The 20,154-nt window shown below is 43.7% G+C and carries 14 protein-coding genes, 1 tRNA gene, 1 pseudogene and 1 riboswitch; of the genes and pseudogenes, 8 read left to right on the forward strand and 8 right to left on the reverse strand.

What is annotated here, in order from left to right:
* Positions 1-165: 165 nt before the first annotated feature.
* Positions 166-238, reverse strand: a tRNA-Ala gene (locus tag ACLTWA_RS04745).
* A gap of 211 nt (positions 239-449) precedes the next feature.
* Positions 450-566, forward strand: a riboswitch (FMN riboswitch).
* A gap of 81 nt (positions 567-647) precedes the next feature.
* Between ACLTWA_RS04745 and ACLTWA_RS04750 the strand changes: the two genes are divergently transcribed.
* A complete protein-coding gene (locus tag ACLTWA_RS04750; RefSeq protein ID WP_412326418.1) occupies positions 648-1,316 on the forward strand; it encodes an ECF transporter S component in 669 nt (222 codons plus the stop codon).
* Positions 1,317-1,403: 87 nt separating this feature from the next.
* Here the strand turns inward: ACLTWA_RS04750 and ACLTWA_RS04755 are convergent, their stop codons facing one another.
* The 3 genes from ACLTWA_RS04755 to ACLTWA_RS04765 form a co-directional block, all read right to left on the reverse strand.
* Positions 1,404-2,291: a DUF4846 domain-containing protein gene (locus tag ACLTWA_RS04755; RefSeq protein ID WP_412326419.1), complete on the reverse strand. Its 888-nt coding sequence runs from the start codon at positions 2,289-2,291 to the stop codon at positions 1,404-1,406.
* A 124-nt stretch (positions 2,292-2,415) separates the two neighbouring features.
* Entirely contained in the window at positions 2,416-3,753 is a 1,338-nt protein-coding gene (locus ACLTWA_RS04760; RefSeq protein WP_412326420.1) for an MFS transporter, read from the reverse strand.
* A gap of 624 nt (positions 3,754-4,377) precedes the next feature.
* Positions 4,378-4,722, reverse strand: coding sequence for a cupin domain-containing protein (locus tag ACLTWA_RS04765; protein WP_412326421.1), 345 nt, complete (start codon positions 4,720-4,722; stop codon positions 4,378-4,380).
* A gap of 134 nt (positions 4,723-4,856) precedes the next feature.
* Between ACLTWA_RS04765 and ACLTWA_RS04770 the strand changes: the two genes are divergently transcribed.
* A complete protein-coding gene (locus ACLTWA_RS04770) occupies positions 4,857-5,744 on the forward strand; it encodes a LysR family transcriptional regulator (protein ID WP_412326422.1) in 888 nt (295 codons plus the stop codon).
* 306 nt (positions 5,745-6,050) lie between these two features.
* Here the strand turns inward: ACLTWA_RS04770 and ACLTWA_RS04775 are convergent, their stop codons facing one another.
* The 4 genes from ACLTWA_RS04775 to xylB all read right to left on the reverse strand — a co-directional run bounded on the left by ACLTWA_RS04775 (position 6,051) and on the right by xylB (position 12,098).
* On the reverse strand, positions 6,051-8,144 hold the full coding sequence (locus ACLTWA_RS04775; RefSeq protein WP_412326424.1) for a BclA C-terminal domain-containing protein: 2,094 nt from the start codon (positions 8,142-8,144) through the stop codon (positions 6,051-6,053).
* Positions 8,145-8,380: 236 nt separating this feature from the next.
* Entirely contained in the window at positions 8,381-9,859 is a 1,479-nt protein-coding gene (locus tag ACLTWA_RS04780) for an L-fucose/L-arabinose isomerase family protein (RefSeq protein WP_412326425.1), read from the reverse strand.
* Between the two features lie 33 nt (positions 9,860-9,892).
* On the reverse strand, positions 9,893-10,546 hold the full coding sequence (gene fsa / locus ACLTWA_RS04785) for a fructose-6-phosphate aldolase (RefSeq protein ID WP_412326426.1): 654 nt from the start codon (positions 10,544-10,546) through the stop codon (positions 9,893-9,895).
* A 28-nt stretch (positions 10,547-10,574) separates the two neighbouring features.
* Positions 10,575-12,098 carry a xylulokinase gene (xylB, locus tag ACLTWA_RS04790; protein WP_412326427.1) on the reverse strand — a complete coding sequence of 508 codons (1,524 nt, stop codon included), beginning with the start codon at positions 12,096-12,098 and terminating at the stop codon, positions 10,575-10,577.
* 211 nt (positions 12,099-12,309) lie between these two features.
* Here xylB and ACLTWA_RS04795 point away from each other — a divergent pair, with 211 nt between their 5' ends.
* The 6 genes and pseudogenes from ACLTWA_RS04795 to ACLTWA_RS04820 all read left to right on the forward strand — a co-directional run.
* Entirely contained in the window at positions 12,310-13,680 is a 1,371-nt protein-coding gene (locus ACLTWA_RS04795) for a citrate transporter (RefSeq protein WP_412326428.1), read from the forward strand.
* Positions 13,681-13,706: 26 nt separating this feature from the next.
* Entirely contained in the window at positions 13,707-15,554 is a 1,848-nt protein-coding gene (gene asnB / locus ACLTWA_RS04800) for an asparagine synthase (glutamine-hydrolyzing) (protein WP_412326429.1), read from the forward strand.
* 184 nt (positions 15,555-15,738) lie between these two features.
* Positions 15,739-16,548 (forward strand): MerR family transcriptional regulator, encoded by an 810-nt coding sequence (locus ACLTWA_RS04805; protein WP_412326430.1) that lies wholly within the window; start codon positions 15,739-15,741, stop codon positions 16,546-16,548.
* 153 nt (positions 16,549-16,701) lie between these two features.
* Complete coding sequence (locus ACLTWA_RS04810) at positions 16,702-17,472, forward strand: LytR/AlgR family response regulator transcription factor (protein ID WP_412327179.1); 771 nt, start codon at positions 16,702-16,704, stop codon at positions 17,470-17,472.
* Positions 17,469-18,803: a sensor histidine kinase gene (locus tag ACLTWA_RS04815; RefSeq protein ID WP_412326431.1), complete on the forward strand. Its 1,335-nt coding sequence runs from the start codon at positions 17,469-17,471 to the stop codon at positions 18,801-18,803. Before ACLTWA_RS04810 ends, ACLTWA_RS04815 begins: the two co-directional genes overlap by 4 nt.
* A 613-nt stretch (positions 18,804-19,416) precedes the next feature.
* Positions 19,417-20,154, forward strand: a pseudogene (locus tag ACLTWA_RS04820) (hypothetical protein); the annotation flags it as partial.

Genomic DNA, 20,154 nt, shown 5'->3' on the forward strand with positions numbered 1-20,154 from the left:
CTATTTACGGGTTTCTAAAACATAATTATCATTTCAATTTTAATGAGTAAAAGGGCACATTTTGAAAAACGAAAAATCCCTTTTGCCCTTAATTTACCAAGTGTCCCGTCCCTGTAAATTATAATTTAAGCCACAAGCATTCCTGCCTGTGGCTTATTGTTTAAGTGGAGATAGTGGGATTCGAACCCATGACCTCTTGAATGCCATTCAAGCGCTCTCCCAGCTGAGCTATACCCCCATATGGTCGAAAACCCTTTATTTATCTGGGTTTCCAGCATTTTACTTCTTTAAATCTACTTCTTCTTTGAGGGGTCGCACACCCGACATCTCGCGCTCCCAGCTGAGCTATACCCCCATGGCAGCTATTATAGCAAACCACAAAAAAAATTGCAACAACATATTGCATTTTTTTAGAGTGATGTTATAATACATCCAGAACATTTGCATATAGTTGTCTTCAGGGCAGGGTGTAATTCCCGATCGGCGGTAAAGTCCGCGAGCGCATATTGCGCAGAATTGGTTTGATTCCAATACCGACAGTATAGTCTGGATGAAAGAAGATGTGTTAAATAAGGATAATACACCGTCTATTATTAACACCTGAAGGACATACTTTCAGGTGTTACTTTTTTCAGGAGGCATGTATTATGAATATGAACCAAAAAACCAGCAGACTTACCATTATGGCTATGCTTTGTGCACTGGCCTTTGTGGCGGTTCTTGCCATTCGGATACCACTCATTCCTGCTGCACCATTTTTGGAATACGAACCAAAAGATGTGATTATTATGACGGGGGGATTTCTTTTCGGGCCTTTGCCTTCCGTTCTGATTTCCGTAATTGTTTCTTTTGTGGAGATGTTTACAATCAGCAGTACAGGGGTAATCGGATTGATCATGAATATTCTGTCCACGGTGGCATTTGTTTGCCCTGCAGCCTGCCTCTATCAAAAGCGCCATTCCACGAAGAGCGCTTTTGCCGGAATGATTTTAGGCAGCATTCTTATGACAATTATTATGGTGTTATGGAATTATTTAATTACTCCCATTTATATGGGATACCCGAGAGAAGCTGTCGTACAGCTTCTGCTGCCGGCGATTGTTCCATTTAACCTGATAAAATGCGGAATCAATACAGCACTGACCCTTCTTATTTACAAGCCGCTTGTCACAACTTTAAGAAAATCTAATCTTTTGGCCTCACGGTCAGAGGATGAACAAAAGACAGGAAAAATAAATTCAGGCACAATTTTTCTCCTTGGAATTATACTGGTAACCGTCATCATGGTGCTAATGGTCTATAAAGGAATTATATAATAAAATAAAAAACAGCCATTTTTACGCTGTCTGAAATATAACTTTTAAGAATCATCTCAGACAGCAGGAATATGGCTGTTTTTCATTCTATTTCTCCAGAAATGCCTTCCACCGTTTCAAGCCATCTTTTTCAAATACATACTCCGGCGTAACAAGGGATTCCTTAATTTCCGAAACGTAATACCAGGGATCTTCTTTGTGAAGGGGATTCTTTAGCACATGAAATTCCTGTGCCAGCATGTATCCCTGTGCCAAAAGAAAACACTTATTTCCTGCCTGGTCTTCTGCCACATCTACTACCATCACACAATGCCCCGGACTGCCTCCCCGGATGAATAGGTCTCCGGCCAGTATCTGATTAAGCTCTACATTACCGCTTTCATTTTCCAGGGACATGGTTCCTGCATAGACCATGACCTGCCTCAAATACTTGGCAAAATTATCATCGGAATCATCAAAGGCTGCCCGCGCCTCCCAACGCACCTGATTTCCTTCTACGGATAAACGCTTTCCCGATCTCCATGAAGGGTAATCCATTAAAAAACCATTGGTAAGATGGAAGGATATGGCATCATATGCCCCCACTGACCAGAGATATTCTCCATATATCCTTATGGCACTGTCTGCGCATTGCTGCAGATCACCTTCCACCAATGGTACGGAAAATACGGCTGCATGTACATCCTGATTCTTCTTCCTGCTCCCATCATATAAAAGTACAGGACTTTTATCTGGTTTTATAGCATAATTTCTCAAGAACCCCTGGAGACTTCCCATTGGTTTTTCAAGCCTTTCATAGCCATCAGGGGGTATCAATCGTTCTTCTAAGGTCGCTCCCGATGGATTAATGAAAGACTTTTGCTTTGGTTTAACAGAAACTGTCTCTTCACCAGGGAATCCATCATAAGGTGCCTGCTCTGTTTCCACAGTAACTTCTGGTTTGAGCAAGAACTCCTTATTCTGTATTGCAGCCACACAGACCAGACCGCCTGTAATTATCATACAGATTCATTGATTCATAGTTTGCACCTCCGTCATGGTAATATGTCTATCATAACTTCATACTACAGAATCAAGCAGCAAAAGATGGTTTGCTATGTTATAAAAGATCGCCTGGCTCTGCCTTGTTTTCCGACATTTTATCTGCCAACTCCTTTATATAACGGTTTTTATGACTCATAAGACAGGAGAATGCTCCCAAAATGCCTGTACATAAAAACATAACTGCCATTCCGCTCCCCTTTCCGCTTCCTACCAGCTTCATTAAAACCACTGCTGACGGCCGGCCGGATGCCATGAACGGCTCAAACACATAATCAGCAAGATAACCTCCCAAAAGAATTCCAACAGGTATGGTGGAGTTCTGGATTGCTTTACGCAAGGCAAAAATGCTTCCCTGAATTTTTTCTGGAACAGTCCGGTACAGAATCATGGTCTGTCCTGCCATGATAAAAGGAATCGGTACACTGGCCGCCAGTCCAGCGATAAACCATGTTACAAGATTCCTCCCCATTCCCATTAACAGATCTCCAAACAAAAAGGAAACTCCTGCCGATACATAAACCAGCTTAAGAGGATTATCATTTCCTTTCCTGCTTGCAACTATCACACCACCAAGAATACCACCAAGCCCTAGCACACCGCTTACTGCGGAAAGTACTTTTGCATCATTGCCGCTTCTGGCTAAAATCATAGGCGATAAAATATTTTCGTAGGTGAGCCTTGAAAAAAAGTTAATAATTGCCATGCTTATAATAATATAAAGAATACCTTTTTCTTTCTTTAGGTAGCTAAGGCTATTGTGGAGACTGCCTGTCTGCCTGCACCCCGATTCTTTTTTAACTTCTTTTCTCCCGGAATCCGTATTAATATGGCGCTCAATTTTAACAATGAATAAAGTTGCCATACAAAACACAAATGACAGTAAATCAGCAAGTAAAACAAATGGAAGGCCTGCCAAACCAATGATCATTCCAGATAACATAGGAGATGCCACCAGAATTAAATTACCAGAAAATGACTGAAGGCCGCTCGCCTTTTGATATTGCCCCTCAGGAACCAGAGACCCTGTTACTACTGCTGCTGCAGGTGATTGAAATGCATTTGTCAGTCCAATAATCATATTCACAACACAGATCAGTTCCAAAGAAAGCTGATTTCTGCTCATTTCAATAAAAATACCAACCGTTAAAAATGCTGCTATCGTATCGGATAGAATAAGAATCATTTTTTTTGAATGACTGTCTACGAATCCGCCCACAAAAACACTGACAAGTATGTATGGCAAATAGGTACAAAAGGTCATTAATAAGACACTCATCGCAGACTGGTTTTTTTCAAAAGCCCAAATCGTAAGAGCAAATGCCGTCATAGAGCTTCCAAACTGTGACACAGATTGTCCAAGCCAGAATATAATATAATTATTTTTATTTTTCATTGTATTCTCTCCTTATAAGTATACATCCTTATAAGTACAAGATCCAATGCGGACGAGGTAAATTTAAATTACGAAACGAACTCTGTACAAGCCTCGTCCAAGATCAGACCTTGTACAGAGAAACTGGCTCATTTGAATCACCTTGGGATATCTCATGGATTCTTCCCCGCTTTCATGCCGTTCCAAACAGCATTTATTTGTTAATTTATATTATATCAGCGTAATATCTGCAAAGTAAAGCACATCTTAATAAGAACCATATAATTCTTTTGTAAATAAAGAGCCAAGATTTGAATTTTTATTCAAATTATAGGGAATTTACGGGTTTGAGAATCAGCTCCCCTCTTTGAGAAGAAAAATGCTTGCAACGAATTATTGTAAACTATTATACCATGCCATAGTCAAGGATTCTCACACGTTTCACTTTGCAGCAAAGTGTCCCACAGACTCTCCAAAGGAGAGCGCCGCAAGCCACAAATGAAAAACAGCAGTCTTATAATTTCAAAACTGCCACCAAACCGAATCTTCAGATCCTGTTCTGCCGCACCAATATATGCGTTACCTCTCGTAACGATCATTGAGCACATTTAATTTTGTATGATGGAAATAAAACAAATAATATAGCTACTCTTCATATTGATCTCCACTATTTTCTTTATTGAGGGTTCCTGATAATTCAATCATTAAGAACTTCGTCAATTCATTTACCACCGGACGATGTTTAAGCCCTTTGGGAACAATAATTAATTCTCCGGTATTTACTTTTGTTTTCTTTTCCTCCGTTTCTAAATGAAAACCACCTTCAATAACATAGAATAATTCATCTGAATTTTCATGAACATGAAAATCCAATGTTCGATTTTCCACTTGAACGATACTTAGGACATTTCCATTTAATAAACCAATCTTTTTATAGGTGTATAACTCAGTGATTTTGTTGACTTCCTTTAACAGGTTTACAGTTTCCATATAAAATACCTCCATATTATTTGATTTTTCTGTTATTAAATGATATCATCGAAAGAAAAATCTGTAAAATTGATTATTTTGATCAAAACAATCTCTATTCCAGATCTATACATTAAGCAGGAGGATTCCCGAATATGGAGTTAAAGCGTTTACATACTTTTCTGGTATTAAGTAAATTAAAAAACTTTACAAAAACTGCCGAATATCTTCATTATGCACAATCAAATGTTACTACTCAAATACAGCAGCTGGAAAGTGAATTAGGTGTAAAACTTTTTGAACGCTTGGGTAAAAATATTTCTCTAACTCCAGAAGGTGAAGAATTCATTGCATACGCCAACCAAATACTTTATCTGACAGATGATTTAAAGCATAAATTTGCGAATAAAAATGACCACGGACGTATTACGATCGGGGCCTCAGAATCCATTTGCATTTACCGGCTTCCTGAAATTATAAAGGCTTATCAAACCAAACATCCCAACGTCGAATTATATTTGAATGTTTTGGACTCAACTGATTTTATACCTTTACTTGTCAATAACGAGATTGATATTTCATTTACTCTTGACCTACCCATATATAATTCTTCAATTAATACGGCTTTGATGATTGACGAAACCATATGTGCTTTTTCAATTCCAGAACACCCACTTGCTCAAAAAGCAGAAGTAACAATTGAAGATTTTTTAAATATTCCTCTGATTCTTACCGGGCAGAACTGCTGTTATAGAAAAATGTTTGAAAAGGATTTGTTGAATGCTTCAATTACTCCTAAAATTGTCCTCGAAACCAGCAGTCTGCAAGTAATTAAGCAGACCGTGCTCAGCGGGCTTGGTATATGTGTTCTCCCACAATTATCGGTGCAAAAAGAACTGGATAACAATGAATTGGTGAAGCTGAACTATGCAACAAACTATAAACTTGCTTCACAGGTGATATATCATAAAAATAAATGGATTTCACAAAATCTAAAAGATTTTATTGATACTGTAAGAGCAAAAACTTTAGTTCATAATTAAAGGTTTGATTCTTTAACATAAGGCTTATTTACAACATCTCTTGTCTGTGATCTGTCTGTCGCTTTTGTGTGGAGTCAGTTGCTCACTTTTAGCATTGTCCATGGTCAACAGGGTAACATCGGAGATTTTCAAGCCTTTGCTAATTCACATACGATTGAATTTATAATGTACAATTTCCGGATGAAAATCTACGATTTATATTTCTATTTTGCCATAGCATATGAATACATATCATTTAAATCTTAAATCGGAGCTGTTGCTCCAGTAGATATATAATCTACCTTTACAACAGCTCCTTTGTTCCTGTTAGTCAAGCATCTTAACAATTAGTGTGGCATTGGTTCCAGAAGCAAGTGTCAGCGAAAGTGCAACTAATGCTGAAACTGCCAAATCAAGTACATCTCCTGCATTCAGACTTATAATTGCAGAACCATTAAATTCCGTTCCCGTAGCAATTGTTAATGCCTGAGTATTTGTAAGAGAAGGAATATCTGTACCGTTCAATCGAACCGCAACTGTTGTAACAGCTCCTATAGAAGCATTACCTCTGAGCATAAAGCTAACTTCATAAGTTCCTGTTGTACCAATTGTAATACTGTCTGCTATCGTATAAGTCACATTTTCTGCCGGCATTGTATTTTCAAGTTCCACCTGCACTTCTCCTAATAAAGTAACTCCCAGGACCTGTACAGTATCACTAAAACGTCCTCCAAAAGCTTCCAGACCTGCCGGACCGGTTGGACCGGTATCTCCTGTCGGACCGGTTGGACCGGTATCTCCCGTAGGACCAGTTGGGCCGGTATCTCCCGTTGGGCCGGTTGGGCCGGTATCTCCCGTAGGACCAGTTGGGCCGGTATCTCCTGTCGGACCGGTTGGACCGGTATCTCCTGTCGGACCGGTTGGGCCGGTATCTCCTGTCGGGCCGGTTGGACCGCTATCTCCTGTCGGGCCGGTTGGGCCGGTATCTCCCGTCGGGCCGGTTGGACCGCTATCTCCTGTCGGGCCGGTTGGACCGCTATCTCCTGTCGGACCGGTTGGACCAGTATCTCCTGTCGGACCAGTTGGGCCGGTATCTCCTGTCGGACCAGTTGGACCGGTATCTCCTGTCGGGCCGGTTGGGCCGGTATCTCCTGTTGGACCGGTTTGGCCGGTATCTCCCGTTGGACCGGTTGGGCCGGTATCTCCTGTTGGGCCGGTTGGGCCGGTATCTCCCGTCGGGCCGGTTGGGCCGGTATCTCCCGTTGGACCGGTTGGGCCGGTATCTCCCGTCGGGCCGGTTGGGCCGGTATCTCCCGTCGGGCCGGTTGGGCCGGTATCTCCTGTTGGACCGGTTTGGCCGGTATCTCCTGTTGGACCAGTCGCTCCTGTATCTCCCGTAGGACCGGTTGCTCCCGTATCTCCTGTTGGACCAGTCGCTCCTGTATCTCCCGTAGGACCGGTTGCTCCCGTATCTCCTGTTGGGCCAGTTGGACCGCTATCTCCTGTTGGGCCAGTTGGACCGCTATCTCCTGTCGGACCGGTTGCTCCCGCATCTCCTGTCGGACCGGTTGCTCCCGTATCTCCTGTTGGGCCGGTTGGGCCGGTATCTCCCGTCGGGCCAGTTGCTCCCGTCGGGCCAGTCGCTCCTGCAGGGCCAGTTGCTCCTGCGGGACCTGTTGCTCCCGTCGGGCCAGTCGCTCCTGCAGGGCCAGTCGCTCCTGCGGGACCTGTTGCTCCCGTCGGGCCAGTTGCTCCTGCAGGGCCAGTTGCTCCCGTCGGGCCAGTTGCTCCTGCAGGGCCAGTTGCTCCTGCGGGACCTGTTGCTCCCGTCGGGCCAGTTGCTCCTGCAGGGCCAGTTGCTCCTGCGGGGCCAGTTGCTCCTGCGGGGCCGGTTGCTCCCGTCGGGCCAGTCGCTCCTGCAGGACCAGTTGCTCCCGTCGGACCTGTTGGGCCGGTTGCTCCCGCAGGGCCCGTTGGGCCAGTTGCTCCGGTTGGACCGGTTCCTCCTCCAGATTCAAAATCATCCTGAACGATGACTAACGTTCCTTTTAGCGGAACCTGAGTTGCGAAAAATACCGTTGCATTACTAATATTGACGAGAGACAAGGTAGCTGGAGCTGTAGTTACTTCTACAATTCCAATCCCAAATACTTCGCCGGTTTTAATCGGAGAATTTCCCTCGATAAAATCTCCCTGTGAAGAGGACAGTGCAAAAGCTGCACCATTTGTTGATTGAGAAGACTGTGTTGCAAGCCACCAATCTATTACGAATCTGCCAGCTTCCAGAAAAGTAATTACACCAGTGGCCGGATTATAGGATATACCGCCAGCTGAATAGACTATGGTATCAAAAGGAACATTGGCACCTGATGCAACAGCTGTCGCTGTATTCAGCTCTATCTGAAGCGCACTATTAGGCATAGTTAATCCTCCCATTTCATTATATTTTTGGCATGTATCCATGTAACTGACCATGCCTATATATATTTTATGAGCCGTGTATGGTTTTGGTAACTTGCCATACAGCCTGGCATGATCCCCGGCCAGGCTGCTGCTTTTTCAGCAAAAAAAAGAAAAGAGGCTGCGCACTGTCTGATTCCAATCAAACAGTACGGCAGTCCCTTTCCTTCAATTATCTATTATTTTATAAATAAATCTTATGAAAATGGATTTTCAGTCTGATACAGCATTCCCTTTGGCTGATTAAATCCGATTTCTTCCACACCGAGATATTTAAATACTTCAAAAACAGCCTTTCCATAGTGGCCAAATGCTACAGCTCCGTGGTGCGGAAAATTCTTTTCAATTAACACGTGGCGGTAGAACCTCCCCATTTCCGGTATTGCAAAAATACCGATGCCTCCAAAGGAACGGGTAGCTACCGGCAGCACCTCTCCCTGAGCCACATAAGCCCGCAGTATATTATCTGCAGTACTCTGTAAACGGAAGAATGTAATATCTCCAGGTGCTATATCGCCCTCTAAAGTTCCCTGGGTAACCTCTTCCGGAAGGGTTCTTGCCATGATCATCTGATACTTCATAGAGCAGTCAGAGAGCTTCTTTGAACAGGTGTTACCGCAGTGGAATCCCATAAAGGTATCCTGATGGGTATAATTAAATTTTCCTTTGATATCTTCTTCAAACATGTCATCCGGAACCGTATTGTTGATATCAAGAAGCGTTACCGCATCCATGCTGACACAAGTTCCGATGAATTCGCTGAGAGCTCCATAGATATCCACTTCGCAAGATACAGGGATACCCCTGCCGGTCAAACGACTATTCACATAACATGGTACACAGCCAAACTGAGTCTGGAACGCAGGCCAGCACTTTCCGGCGATTGCCACATACTTCCGGTATCCTTTGTGCGCTTCCACCCAGTCCAAAAGTGTCAGTTCATACTGAGCCAGTTTGGGAAGAATCTCCGGTTTCTGGTTTCCCTCTCCAAGCTCCCGTTCCATATCTTTTACTACATCAGGGATCCTTGGATCATCTGCATGTTTGTTAAATGCTTCAAACAGATCAAGTTCTGAATTCTCTTCGATCTCCACTCCCAGATTATAAAGCTGCTTAATGGGCGCATTGCATGCCAGAAAGTTTAACGGGCGGGGGCCAAAGCTGATGATTTTAAGGCTTGAAAGTCCTATTAAGGCTCTGGCGACAGGAAGAAATTCTTCAATCATATCCGCACATTCTTTTGCTGTTCCCACCGGATATTCCGGTATGTATGCTTTTATATTTCTCAGTTTTAAATTATAGCTGGCATTTAACATTCCGCAGTAAGCATCTCCGCGTCCCTGAATCAAATCTTCGCCGCTTTCTTCTGCCGCTGCAAGAAACATCACCGGTCCGTCAAAATGTCTGGCTAAAAGTGTTTCTGATATTTCTGGTCCAAAATTCCCAAGATATACCACAAGGGCATTGCAGCCTGCCTGTTTGATATCTTCAAGTGCCTGAACCATGTGAATCTCACTCTCTACGATACAGACCGGACATTCGTAAATATTTTCCGCATTATATTTCGCTCCATAAGCTTCTACCAAAGCTTTTCTTCTGTTGACGGATAAAGTTTCCGGGAAACAATCCCTGCTGACCGCTACGATACCTACCTTTAATTCCGGGATATTATACATACTATGACTCCTCCTGTTTTCTTACTTCTCCTTTTATTCTCCAAATACAGCCAGATAATCCTGTCTAAACTTTTCAATGCCCTGATCTGTAAGAGGATGCTTTGTCATCTGTTCCAATACTTTATAAGGGACGGTTGCAATATCTGCCCCAGCCTTTGCACAATCAATGACATGAATAGGGTTTCTTACGCTGGCTGCAATAATCTCTGTCTCGATCCCGTGAACCTCAAAGATTTCCATAATATCCCTGATCAAATCGATTCCAGGCATGGAAATATCATCGAGACGGCCAAGAAAGGGGGAAACGTATGAAGCGCCTGCCCTTGCTGCAAGGAGAGCCTGGGCTGCCGAAAACACCAAAGTCACATTGGTCTTAATTCCCTCTGCATTTAAAACCCTTACTGCTTTTAAGCCTTCCATTGTCATCGGAATCTTTACCACCATGTTGGGATGAATTGCAGCAATCTCCCTTCCTTCTGCGATCATTCCTTCCGCATCGGCCGTAGTCGCCTTCACCTCCCCGCTGATAGGTCCGTCTACAATGGAAGCAATCTCACCGATGACCTGAACGAAATCCCGTCCCTCTTTTGCAATCAGTGAAGGATTGGTGGTCACTCCGCAGATAATTCCCATTTCATCAGCCATTTTTACTTCTTCTACATTTGCCGTATCAATAAAAAAACGCATTTTTTATCCTCCTGTTTCTGTTCGTCCCTTACAAAGATGCAAGCTGCTTATAGCTGTCCTTTAGATCTTCATAAAGTTTTTTGTATAAAGAGTGATACTTTTTATAAAGCTCTGCCTGTCCGGCCTCCGGCCCCGCAGACTTATCTTCTGTAATCATCACATCACAGGCAGCCTCCACACTTTCATAAATTCTGCAGCCCACACCGGCTAAAATAGCTACCCCAAGAGCAGGGCCTTCTGTCTGTTCAACAGTCTTTACCTCACAGTCATACATATCCGCAAGCATTTGCCTCCAGACCGGACTTTTTCCGCCGCCTCCGCAGGCCATCATCTGTCCTACCTTGATTCCCATCTCTTTCAGAATATCATTGCAGTCACTGAGAGAGTAAGAAACCCCTTCCATTACCGCACGCAGCATATGATCCTTTGTATGAATGGCAGACAATCCAAAGAAAACGCCGCGGCAGTCCGGGTCCAGGTGAGGAGTCCGCTCTCCCATAAGATACGGCAGGTAAAGCAGTTTATCACTGCCTGCTTTTACCCGAGCCACCTTCCGGTTGATCAGATCATATACGTCAACGCCCTGCCTTTGGGCTTCTTCTATGTAATCCTGACAGAAATTATCCTTGAACCATTTCAAGGACAGACCGGCGCCCTGGGTGACTCCCATCACATGCCATGCACCTGGAACTGCGCAGCAGCAGGTATGGACTCTTCCTTTTGGATCTATGGTGATCTGGCTGCTATGGGCAAATACAACGCCCGAAGTTCCTATGGTGGTAAAAGCAGTTCCATCCCGAACCACCCCGGTCCCCACCGCTGCCGCTGCATTATCACCGGCACCGCCTACCACCTTTGTCCCGGCAAAAAGCCCTGTCTGAGCTGCAATTTCAGGCAGAAGAGTTCCTGTCACTTCACAGGATTCAAATACGCTTCCAAGGAGCTTCGGATCAATATCCAGTTTATGCAGAACCTCTTCTGACCAGCACCTTTTTGCCACATCAAGAAGCTGCATTCCGCTGGCATCGGAAACCTCGGTTGCATATACACCGGTCAGTATGTAACGGATATAATCTTTAGGAAGAAGAATGTGTCTGCATCTTCTATAGTGATCCGGTTCATTTTTTCTCACCCATAAGATCTTGGCTGCCGTCCAGCCTGTAAGAGGGGGATTGGCCGTAATTCTGATCCACGCTTCTCTTGGCATGATCTTAAGCATATCTTCTACTTCCGCTCCGGTTCTCTGATCACACCAGATGATGGACGGGCGTATTACCTCATTGTTCTCATCAAGCATGACAAGCCCATGCATCTGGCCTGAGATACCAATTCCCCTGATATCCTCTTTTATAACCCCTGATTCCTTCACCACCTGAGAAAGAGTCTTAAGCACCGCCTCTCTCCAGTCCTCAGGTCTTTGCTCCGCCCAGCCGTTTTCAGGCTGGTAAAGAGGATATTCCATAGAGGAAGAAGCAACCACCCTCCCCCCTTCCTCAAACAAAACCGTCTTGGTGGCTGATGTCCCTACATCAATTCCAATCAGATAATTCATCCTGATACCTCCTCCTAAAGTCTCTTAACCTGATTATAATATACTCAGAGGAAAAAAGCGTGCTCTTATTTGTCCAAGTAATAGCACTTTTTTGCACTTTTTTTGTTTTTCTAATCCCTGAACCTTAAATAAAAATCTAATAAATGAAATATGTACCGGAAAAAATTTCCGACATAGAATAGATTATATCATTTTCACAGGAGTGGTCTCTATGTTTGATCCTTATCTGGTGCTGACACCTATGCACTATCTCTATCTTATCGGCGTCATCGTAATCCTGTCCGTAATGGTTTTGAGGAAAGATACCCTTCTGGTCTGCATTGGATTTCTTTTTCTTTTGGGCGTTACAGGTCTTGGCAGTGTAACCGGGGGTATCATGACCGTATTCAATGCCATTTTGTATGCTTCCAGAGAATTTATGGAAATCATTGCCACCATTGCCTTAGTCATTTCTCTGTCCAGATGTTTAAAAGATCTGGGAAGTGATTATTTAATGATGGCTCCTATGTCAAAGATCATGAAATCTCCTTCCGTCACCTGGTGGATACTGGGCCTGACCATGCTGGTCTTTTCCCTGTTTCTCTGGCCTTCTCCGGCAGTCGCCTTAGTCGGTGCCATTGTTTTTCCCTTTGCAGTAAGAGCCGGTTTGGATCCTTTGCTTGCCGCCATGTCCATGAACTTATTTGGACACGGAATTGCACTCAGCTACGACTTTGTCATTCAGGGAGCACCTGCTATTTCTGCAGGAGCAGCCTCTATTGAGACTTCTGATATCTTAACAGAAGGCAGGCCCCTGTTTCTCGTCATGGGAATTGTTACCGTTATTTCCGCATATCTCTTAAACAGAAAGGACATTACAGCCTGCTGTCCCCAAATCTATATTCAGGAAGTGCCCGAACAGGAGCCAACCGATGCCACCGCACTCTTTATGGCAATCCTTACCCCTGTTGTGTTCCTTTTAGACATTGCACTCATGCTGGCCTTTGACTTAAAAGGAACCGATGCCACCAGCATCATATCTGGCACCGCCATATTGCTCATGTGCTTTGGAGCTGTCATGGGCTTTGGCATTCATTCTTTGGAAAGAGTTACCTTTTATATTACAGAAGGATTTCTTTTTGCCATTCGCATTTTTGCTCCTGTCATCATCATCGGAGCATTTTTCTTTTTAGGAGGAGATGGTATCACTTCTATCATGGGAGATTCCTTTCAGGGAGGAATCATGAATGACTGGGCCGTCTGGCTGGCTCATAACACTCCTCTTAACAAATATATGGCAGCAATTTTACAAATGGCGGCAGGGTGCCTGACCGGCCTGGACGGTTCCGGTTTTTCCGGTCTTCCTCTTACCGGTTCTCTTGCCAATACCTTTGGCACTGCCGTAGGCGCTTCCGTTCCTGTATTGGCTTCCCTGGGCCAGATCACCACTATCTTTATCGGCGGAGGTACCTTGATCCCCTGGGGGCTTGTGCCGGTTGCTGCTATCTGTAATGTAAATCCTCTGGAATTAGCCAGGAAAAATCTGATTCCTGTTATTATTGGTTTTCTGGCAACTTTTGTGGTTGCCTGTTTTCTTTTATAAACATCCAGCTCTAAGGAGGAATTGCTATGTGTGGAATTGCTGGTTTTTACAATGCAAACCGAGATTACTTAAAAGACAGAACCCGTTATGAAAACGTGCTGGAACAAATGTCAGCCGTTCAAAGGCACCGTGGCCCCGATGATTCCGGTATCTGGCTGTTTGAACACGGCGGCCTGTCTCATGCCCGCTTATCCATTATCGATTTGGCAAACGGCAGCCAGCCAATGAAAAAAACAGAGGCAGGGAAAACCTTTGTCATTATATACAATGGAGAAATCTATAATACGGAAGAGCTTAGAAACGATTTAATCAAAAAGGGGCATACCTTTTCTACTACCTGTGATACAGAAGTCATCCTGACCGGATATATGGAATATGGACCCGATTTTGTCAAACAGCTAAACGGAATCTTTGCATTTGCCATCCAGGACCCTTACCGGGATGGAGTATGCCTCTTTCGGGACCGTTTGGGCGTGAAACCTCTTTTTTATACCATTCAGGAGGATGAGATTATCTTTGGATCAGAGCTGAAAGCCATCCTTGCATATCCTGGAATCCGGCCGGTACTTGACCGGGATGGCTTAAACCAGGTATTTTCCATTGGCCCTGCCAGGACCTCCGGATGCGGCGTTTTAAAAGGAATGAAGGAGCTTCTTCCAGGGCATCTGCTCTTTTGTTCCAGAGATGGCTTCCATTTAAAAAGTTACTGGAAGCTGGAGAGTCATCCCCATGAAGACAGTTATGAGGAAACCATTGAAAAAACTTCTTTCCTGGTCCGGGATTCCATCAGACGGCAGATGGTTTCAGATGTTCCTATCTGTACATTTTTATCCGGCGGTCTGGATTCCAGTCTGGTTTCCGCTGTTTGTGCAAAGGAGCTTAAAAAGAAAGGGAAACGGCTTACTACATTTTCCTTTGATTTTGTAAACAATGACAAATATTTTAAATCCAGTTCATTTCAACCCGCCCAGGACCGGCCCTTTGTCGATCAGATGGTGAAATTTCTGGACTCAGATCATCATTATCTGGAGTGTGATAACGTCACTCAGGCCGACCGTTTATATGATTCCGTCATTGCCCATGATTTACCGGCCATGGGTGACATTGATTCATCTCTTCTCCATTTCTGTTCTCTGGTAAAGCCGCATAACAAAGTAACGCTGACCGGGGAATGTGCAGATGAAATATTTGGAGGCTACCCCTGGTTCCATAAGGAAGAATGCTTTAAAGCCCATACCTTCCCCTGGACCATGGATTTAAATGCCCGCAAAGCAATTTTAAGGGATGATTTTCTGAACCATTTACAAATGGATGAATATGTGAAAGAAACCTATGAAAAATCCATTGCAGAAACTCCTACGCTTGCGGAAGACAGTCCTACAGAGGCAAGGAGAAGAGAAATCTCCTACTTAAATCTCCGCTGGTTTATGCAGACCTTATTAAACCGCATGGACCGGACCAGTATGTATTCCGGTCTGGAGGCCAGAGTTCCCTTTGCGGACCACCGGATCATTGAATACGTCTGGAACGTTCCCTGGGATATGAAGACCAGAGACGGAGTTGTGAAAAATCTTCTCAGACAATCCGGAAAAGGTCTTCTTCCCGATGAAGTCCTGTTCCGCAGAAAATCCCCTTATCCCAAGACCTATGATACCAATTATGAAGCACTGCTCATAAAACGGGTAAGGGAAATGGCAGCCGGTTCTGCACCGGTTTTACAGTTCCTGGACAGGAAAAAACTGGAACAATTCTTAACAAGTCCTTCCGATTACGGAAAACCATGGTATGGACAGCTGATGGCTGGTCCTCAGATGCTTGCCTATATCCTCCAAATCAACCATTGGATGGAGGTTTACCACATTTCAGTGGAGTAAAAAGAGGAAGTGCATATGCCCTCACCGACGGCTTTGCACTTCTCTTTTTTATCCTGTATTTTACAATTTTCCGGGAAGATTGTCAGTATTTCGTAAGTATAGAAAGAAAACCGTAAGACCGAAAATTCTCCTTTTATGGTAAACTATGTTTGGCAGCATGAGACTGAAACTAAGGAGTTTTATTATGGAATACTATAGCATTGGAGAAGTTTCAGACCGTTTGGGCATAAGCCGTGATGCACTTCGGTTTTATGAGAGAAAGGGAATCATCCAGCCAAAAAAAGAAAAAAACGGATATAGAACCTATTCCTATGATGATATCCACAAGCTTTCAACCATTATCTTTTACCGCAGACTGAATTTCAGCCTCGAAGACATAAACCGGATTCTTTATCACAGCTCTCTTCCGGCCTACAGCACCATGATCCAGGAAAAAATCATTCAGGAAAAGCTGGAAGTTGAAAAGCATCAGCAGTCCCTGATCCATTTAACCCATTTAAAACAGCTGTCTAAAAATGTGGAACTGTGTTTAAACCGGTATGACATCCGGCCTTTGCGCCGGCATTATAAAATACCCGATCACACCTTTATGAACCAAAAAGGGATTTCAGACCTTTGCTACTTGTATGAGGAATACAGCATTGAACGTGATGAACCTTTAAAAATAAACGAATACTTTGTGCTTGCCGGACATACTGCCGCAGTCACAAAATTTTACGAAGAAATAAAAAATTTCCCAATTTTCCAATATAATCAATGCGTTTACACTATCATAGCCTCCAATCAGCCTTCCCCGGATACCCAGGCAATTAAAAATGCTGCAAACTGGGCAAAAACACAAGGATACGCTCTCATTGGAACCGCTTACAGCGGTTATCTTCCAGGCTATACATTTCAAAAAATGGCAAACGGTCAAACCAACGAACCAATTGAAGTACCAGTCTATTATATTGAACTTTTTCTGCCGATACATGCTGCTGCCCGACAGATTTAATTGGGAACCGGCAAATCTCTTTTTATTGAAACCAGATGAATTCTACGGTATAATTATGTATACCAAAGGTACATTCCTGATTACCGGAAAGGAACACATGATATGAAAGGGTTCCTGATACTTTGATTATATTTTAGAAGGTTGGTCGTGATCATGTTAAAAATCGCAATATGTGATGATTCTCATAAAACGGTTGAAACATATTCAAAACTCATTTCCCAATGCGCCAAAACAAACCAGTTGGACATTGAATTATCCTGCTTTTACAGCGGGGAATCCCTGCTCTTCCATCTAATGGAGGCGCCAGAGGAGATGGATATTATTTATCTGGATATTCTGATGGGTAAAACCGATGGAATGGAAACTGCAAGAAAGCTGCGGGAGAATAACTGCAATGCACAGATCATATTTCTGACCAGCTGTGAAGACTATGTATATGACGCTTTTGATGTAAATGCCATACAATATATGCTGAAAGATGAGATTACCGCAGAAAAATTTGAACGGATTTTTCTGCGGGCAGCTCAGGCTGCGTCACACAAAGAAGAGGAGGTCTTTGTATGTAAATTTGACACCGAGAAATATGTGGTACCCATCCGCCAGATCTCACACTTTGAAATATGGAAAAGGATTGTAACCGTTCATTATGGAATCAATCAGATAGCCAGGTTTTATTCCAGCATGGAACAATTGGATATGCAATTCCGGCAAAAAGGATTTATCCGGGTACACCGCTCCTACATGGTTCAGCTATCTTATATTTACAAATTTGAGCGCCAAAAACTCATTTTAAAAACAGGGTCTGTCATACCCATAGGAATTACCTATCAGCAGGATTTAAAGCGGAACTTTTCTGATTACATCTCCCGCTGCCACATTCATTCTTTTTATGATACCGAAGGCTTTTGTGAGGAACGACTATGATTTTTATCATAATAGCAATAACCGCACTATACTACTTTGTTTTTCTATGTTATTATAAAAAACTTATTCCAGCGAAAAAAAATGCCAAAATCGTTACATTTATCATGCTTTTATTTATTTTATTTATTTACCTGCTTTATTATACGGCAGAAATTCGCTGGCCGGTTGTTCCCTTTGTTCTTATTTTCATAATGATAGTTTTTAAATTCAACACAGGTATGAACTGGCTGCAGTCACTATACGGAAGCATTACCTGTACTGTAAATGCTTATTCTTTCCGGGGTGTTATTACTACGATTATTTGTATGGTGCAAGAGAGCAATGAGATACTTTTTCTTCATTCAGGAAATACTTACTATGGGATCTCCGTGTTAGGTTTTCCCGCTTCCCTGCTCTTTTTGCACATCATTAGAAAAACCATTCTGCCAGACCGGAAGCTGAAAAACTTTTTAAACAATCAGAAACAGCTGAAAATGATTGTTTCTTATGAATTATTCTCAATGATTCTTTTACTTATTATCAGTGAGGGACGTTTTCTCTTCCCTCACATCGCATGGTTTAATTCTGTCTTCTTACTCGCATGCCTCCTTTCTATTGGAATCCTTATTTATTGTATCTATCTCTCCATACTTGTAAATGACTATTCAGAATATAAATGGCATTGCAAAATGATGGAAAAGCAATATGCACTGCAACTACGGCACTATAAATCTTACGAACAGTATACGGAAAGCCTGCGCAGCTTCCGGCATGACTACAAATTCATGCTGTCAACCTTAAGGACTTTAATAAGTAAGGGAGAGTACAAAGAAGCTCTGCACTTTCTTGACGGAATGTACAATGATACGCAGGAAAAATTGAAAGTACATAAAAAATATTCCAATAATGTTATTCTGGATGCTATGCTGCACGATCTGGCAAACATATGTGAAGAAAATCATATTAGTTATTCGTTCAAAGCCCTGGTCCCCCAAAAAACAGCCTTGTCCATGATTGATGCCGTAAGGATCTTTTCTAATCTGTCCACCAATGCTGTGGAAGCCTGCTTAAATACTTCCGAAAGCAAACGTTTTATTCACATCACATGCGAAAATAAAGAAGGTTGGTCTACACTTCAGATTGTAAACTCCTTTGATGGAACTCTTACCTTTCATCATGGCTTGCCGGCAACAACAAAAAAAGAAAACATAAACCATGGTATTGGGCTTATGACCGTAAAAGAAATTGTGGAATCTGCAGGCGGATTCATGGTTCTCGATGCCGACCAGAAGGAACGGGTATTCCTTGCCAGGGTCCACGTTCCTCAAGCCCTTTCCGATTTATCGTCATAAAGTTATCCATTACCAAACATTTTAAAGGTGCAGCCTACGCTGTGCCTCTTTTTATTTCCTGTCTCAGAATCATCTGTCACCCTTCTTCCCAACTCCCGAATCAGGAAACTGAATTAGACTTTTGCATACTTATATTATAAAAGGTATTTTACAAAAATTTTGTTATTAATACTTTAAAGTAATGAAAAGGAGATGATTCCTTCAATGAGTAATATTGCACTCCAAATAGAACGCATTGCGGCTGGAAATGTTTCAATTAACTCCAATGTTCTTTTTGACACTACCGTATTTTCTGCCGGAAATGTTACCTACGATGCCTTAACCGGCATCATAACCGTTAACGAGCCCGGCCGGTTTTACATCGATTGGTGGGTTGCGACTCAATCTTCCGCTTCTACTAACGGCATAGTTTTTGCCCTATCTTCTTCTCAAGGCGATTTTCTGGAAGGCAATTCACCGATTAAAACCACAGAAGTTGTCGGAATTGGAATTATTGATGTTACAGCGGCTCCTGTAACACTGGCACTTGTAAATGCCAGTACAAATACCGTTTTCTATTCGCCTGTCGTACCAGTAAAAGCAACTCTTGTAATCATTGAAGATGATATTGTTGATGTTGGGCCTATTGGGCCTACCGGTGATACTGGACCTACTGGTGATACCGGACCTACTGGTGATACCGGGCCTACCGGCGATACCGGGCCTACCGGCGATACCGGGCCTACCGGCGATACCGGACCTACTGGGCCTACCGGTGATACTGGACCTACCGGTGACACCGGACCTACTGGTGATACCGGACCTACTGGTGATACCGGACCTATTGGCGATACCGGGCCTACTGGCCCTACTGGTGATATCGGACCTACTGGCGACACTGGCCCTACTGGTGACACCGGGCCTACCGGTGACACCGGACCTACTGGCGATACTGGTGATATCGGACCTACCGGTAACACCGGACCTACTGGCGACACCGGACCTACTGGTGACACCGGCCCTACTGGCCCTACTGGTGATACCGGACCTACTGGCGATACTGGACCTACTGGTGACACTGGACCTACTGGCGACACTGGCCTTACCGGCGATACTGGACCTACCGGTGACACCGGACCTACTGGCGATACCGGACCTACTGGGCCTACCGGCGACACCGGGCCTACTGGCGACACCGGGTCTACTGGTGATACCGGACCTATTGGTGATACCGGGCCTACTGGCGATACCGGACCTATTGGTGATACCGGACCTACTGGCGATACCGGGCCTACTGGGCCTACTGGCGATACCGGACCTATTGGTGATACCGGACCTACTGGCGATACTGGACCTACTGGTGACACTGGAC

Origin of the sequence: Lacrimispora sp., from assembly GCF_046972725.1 — a bacterium.
Lineage (GTDB): Bacteria > Bacillota > Clostridia > Lachnospirales > Lachnospiraceae > Lacrimispora.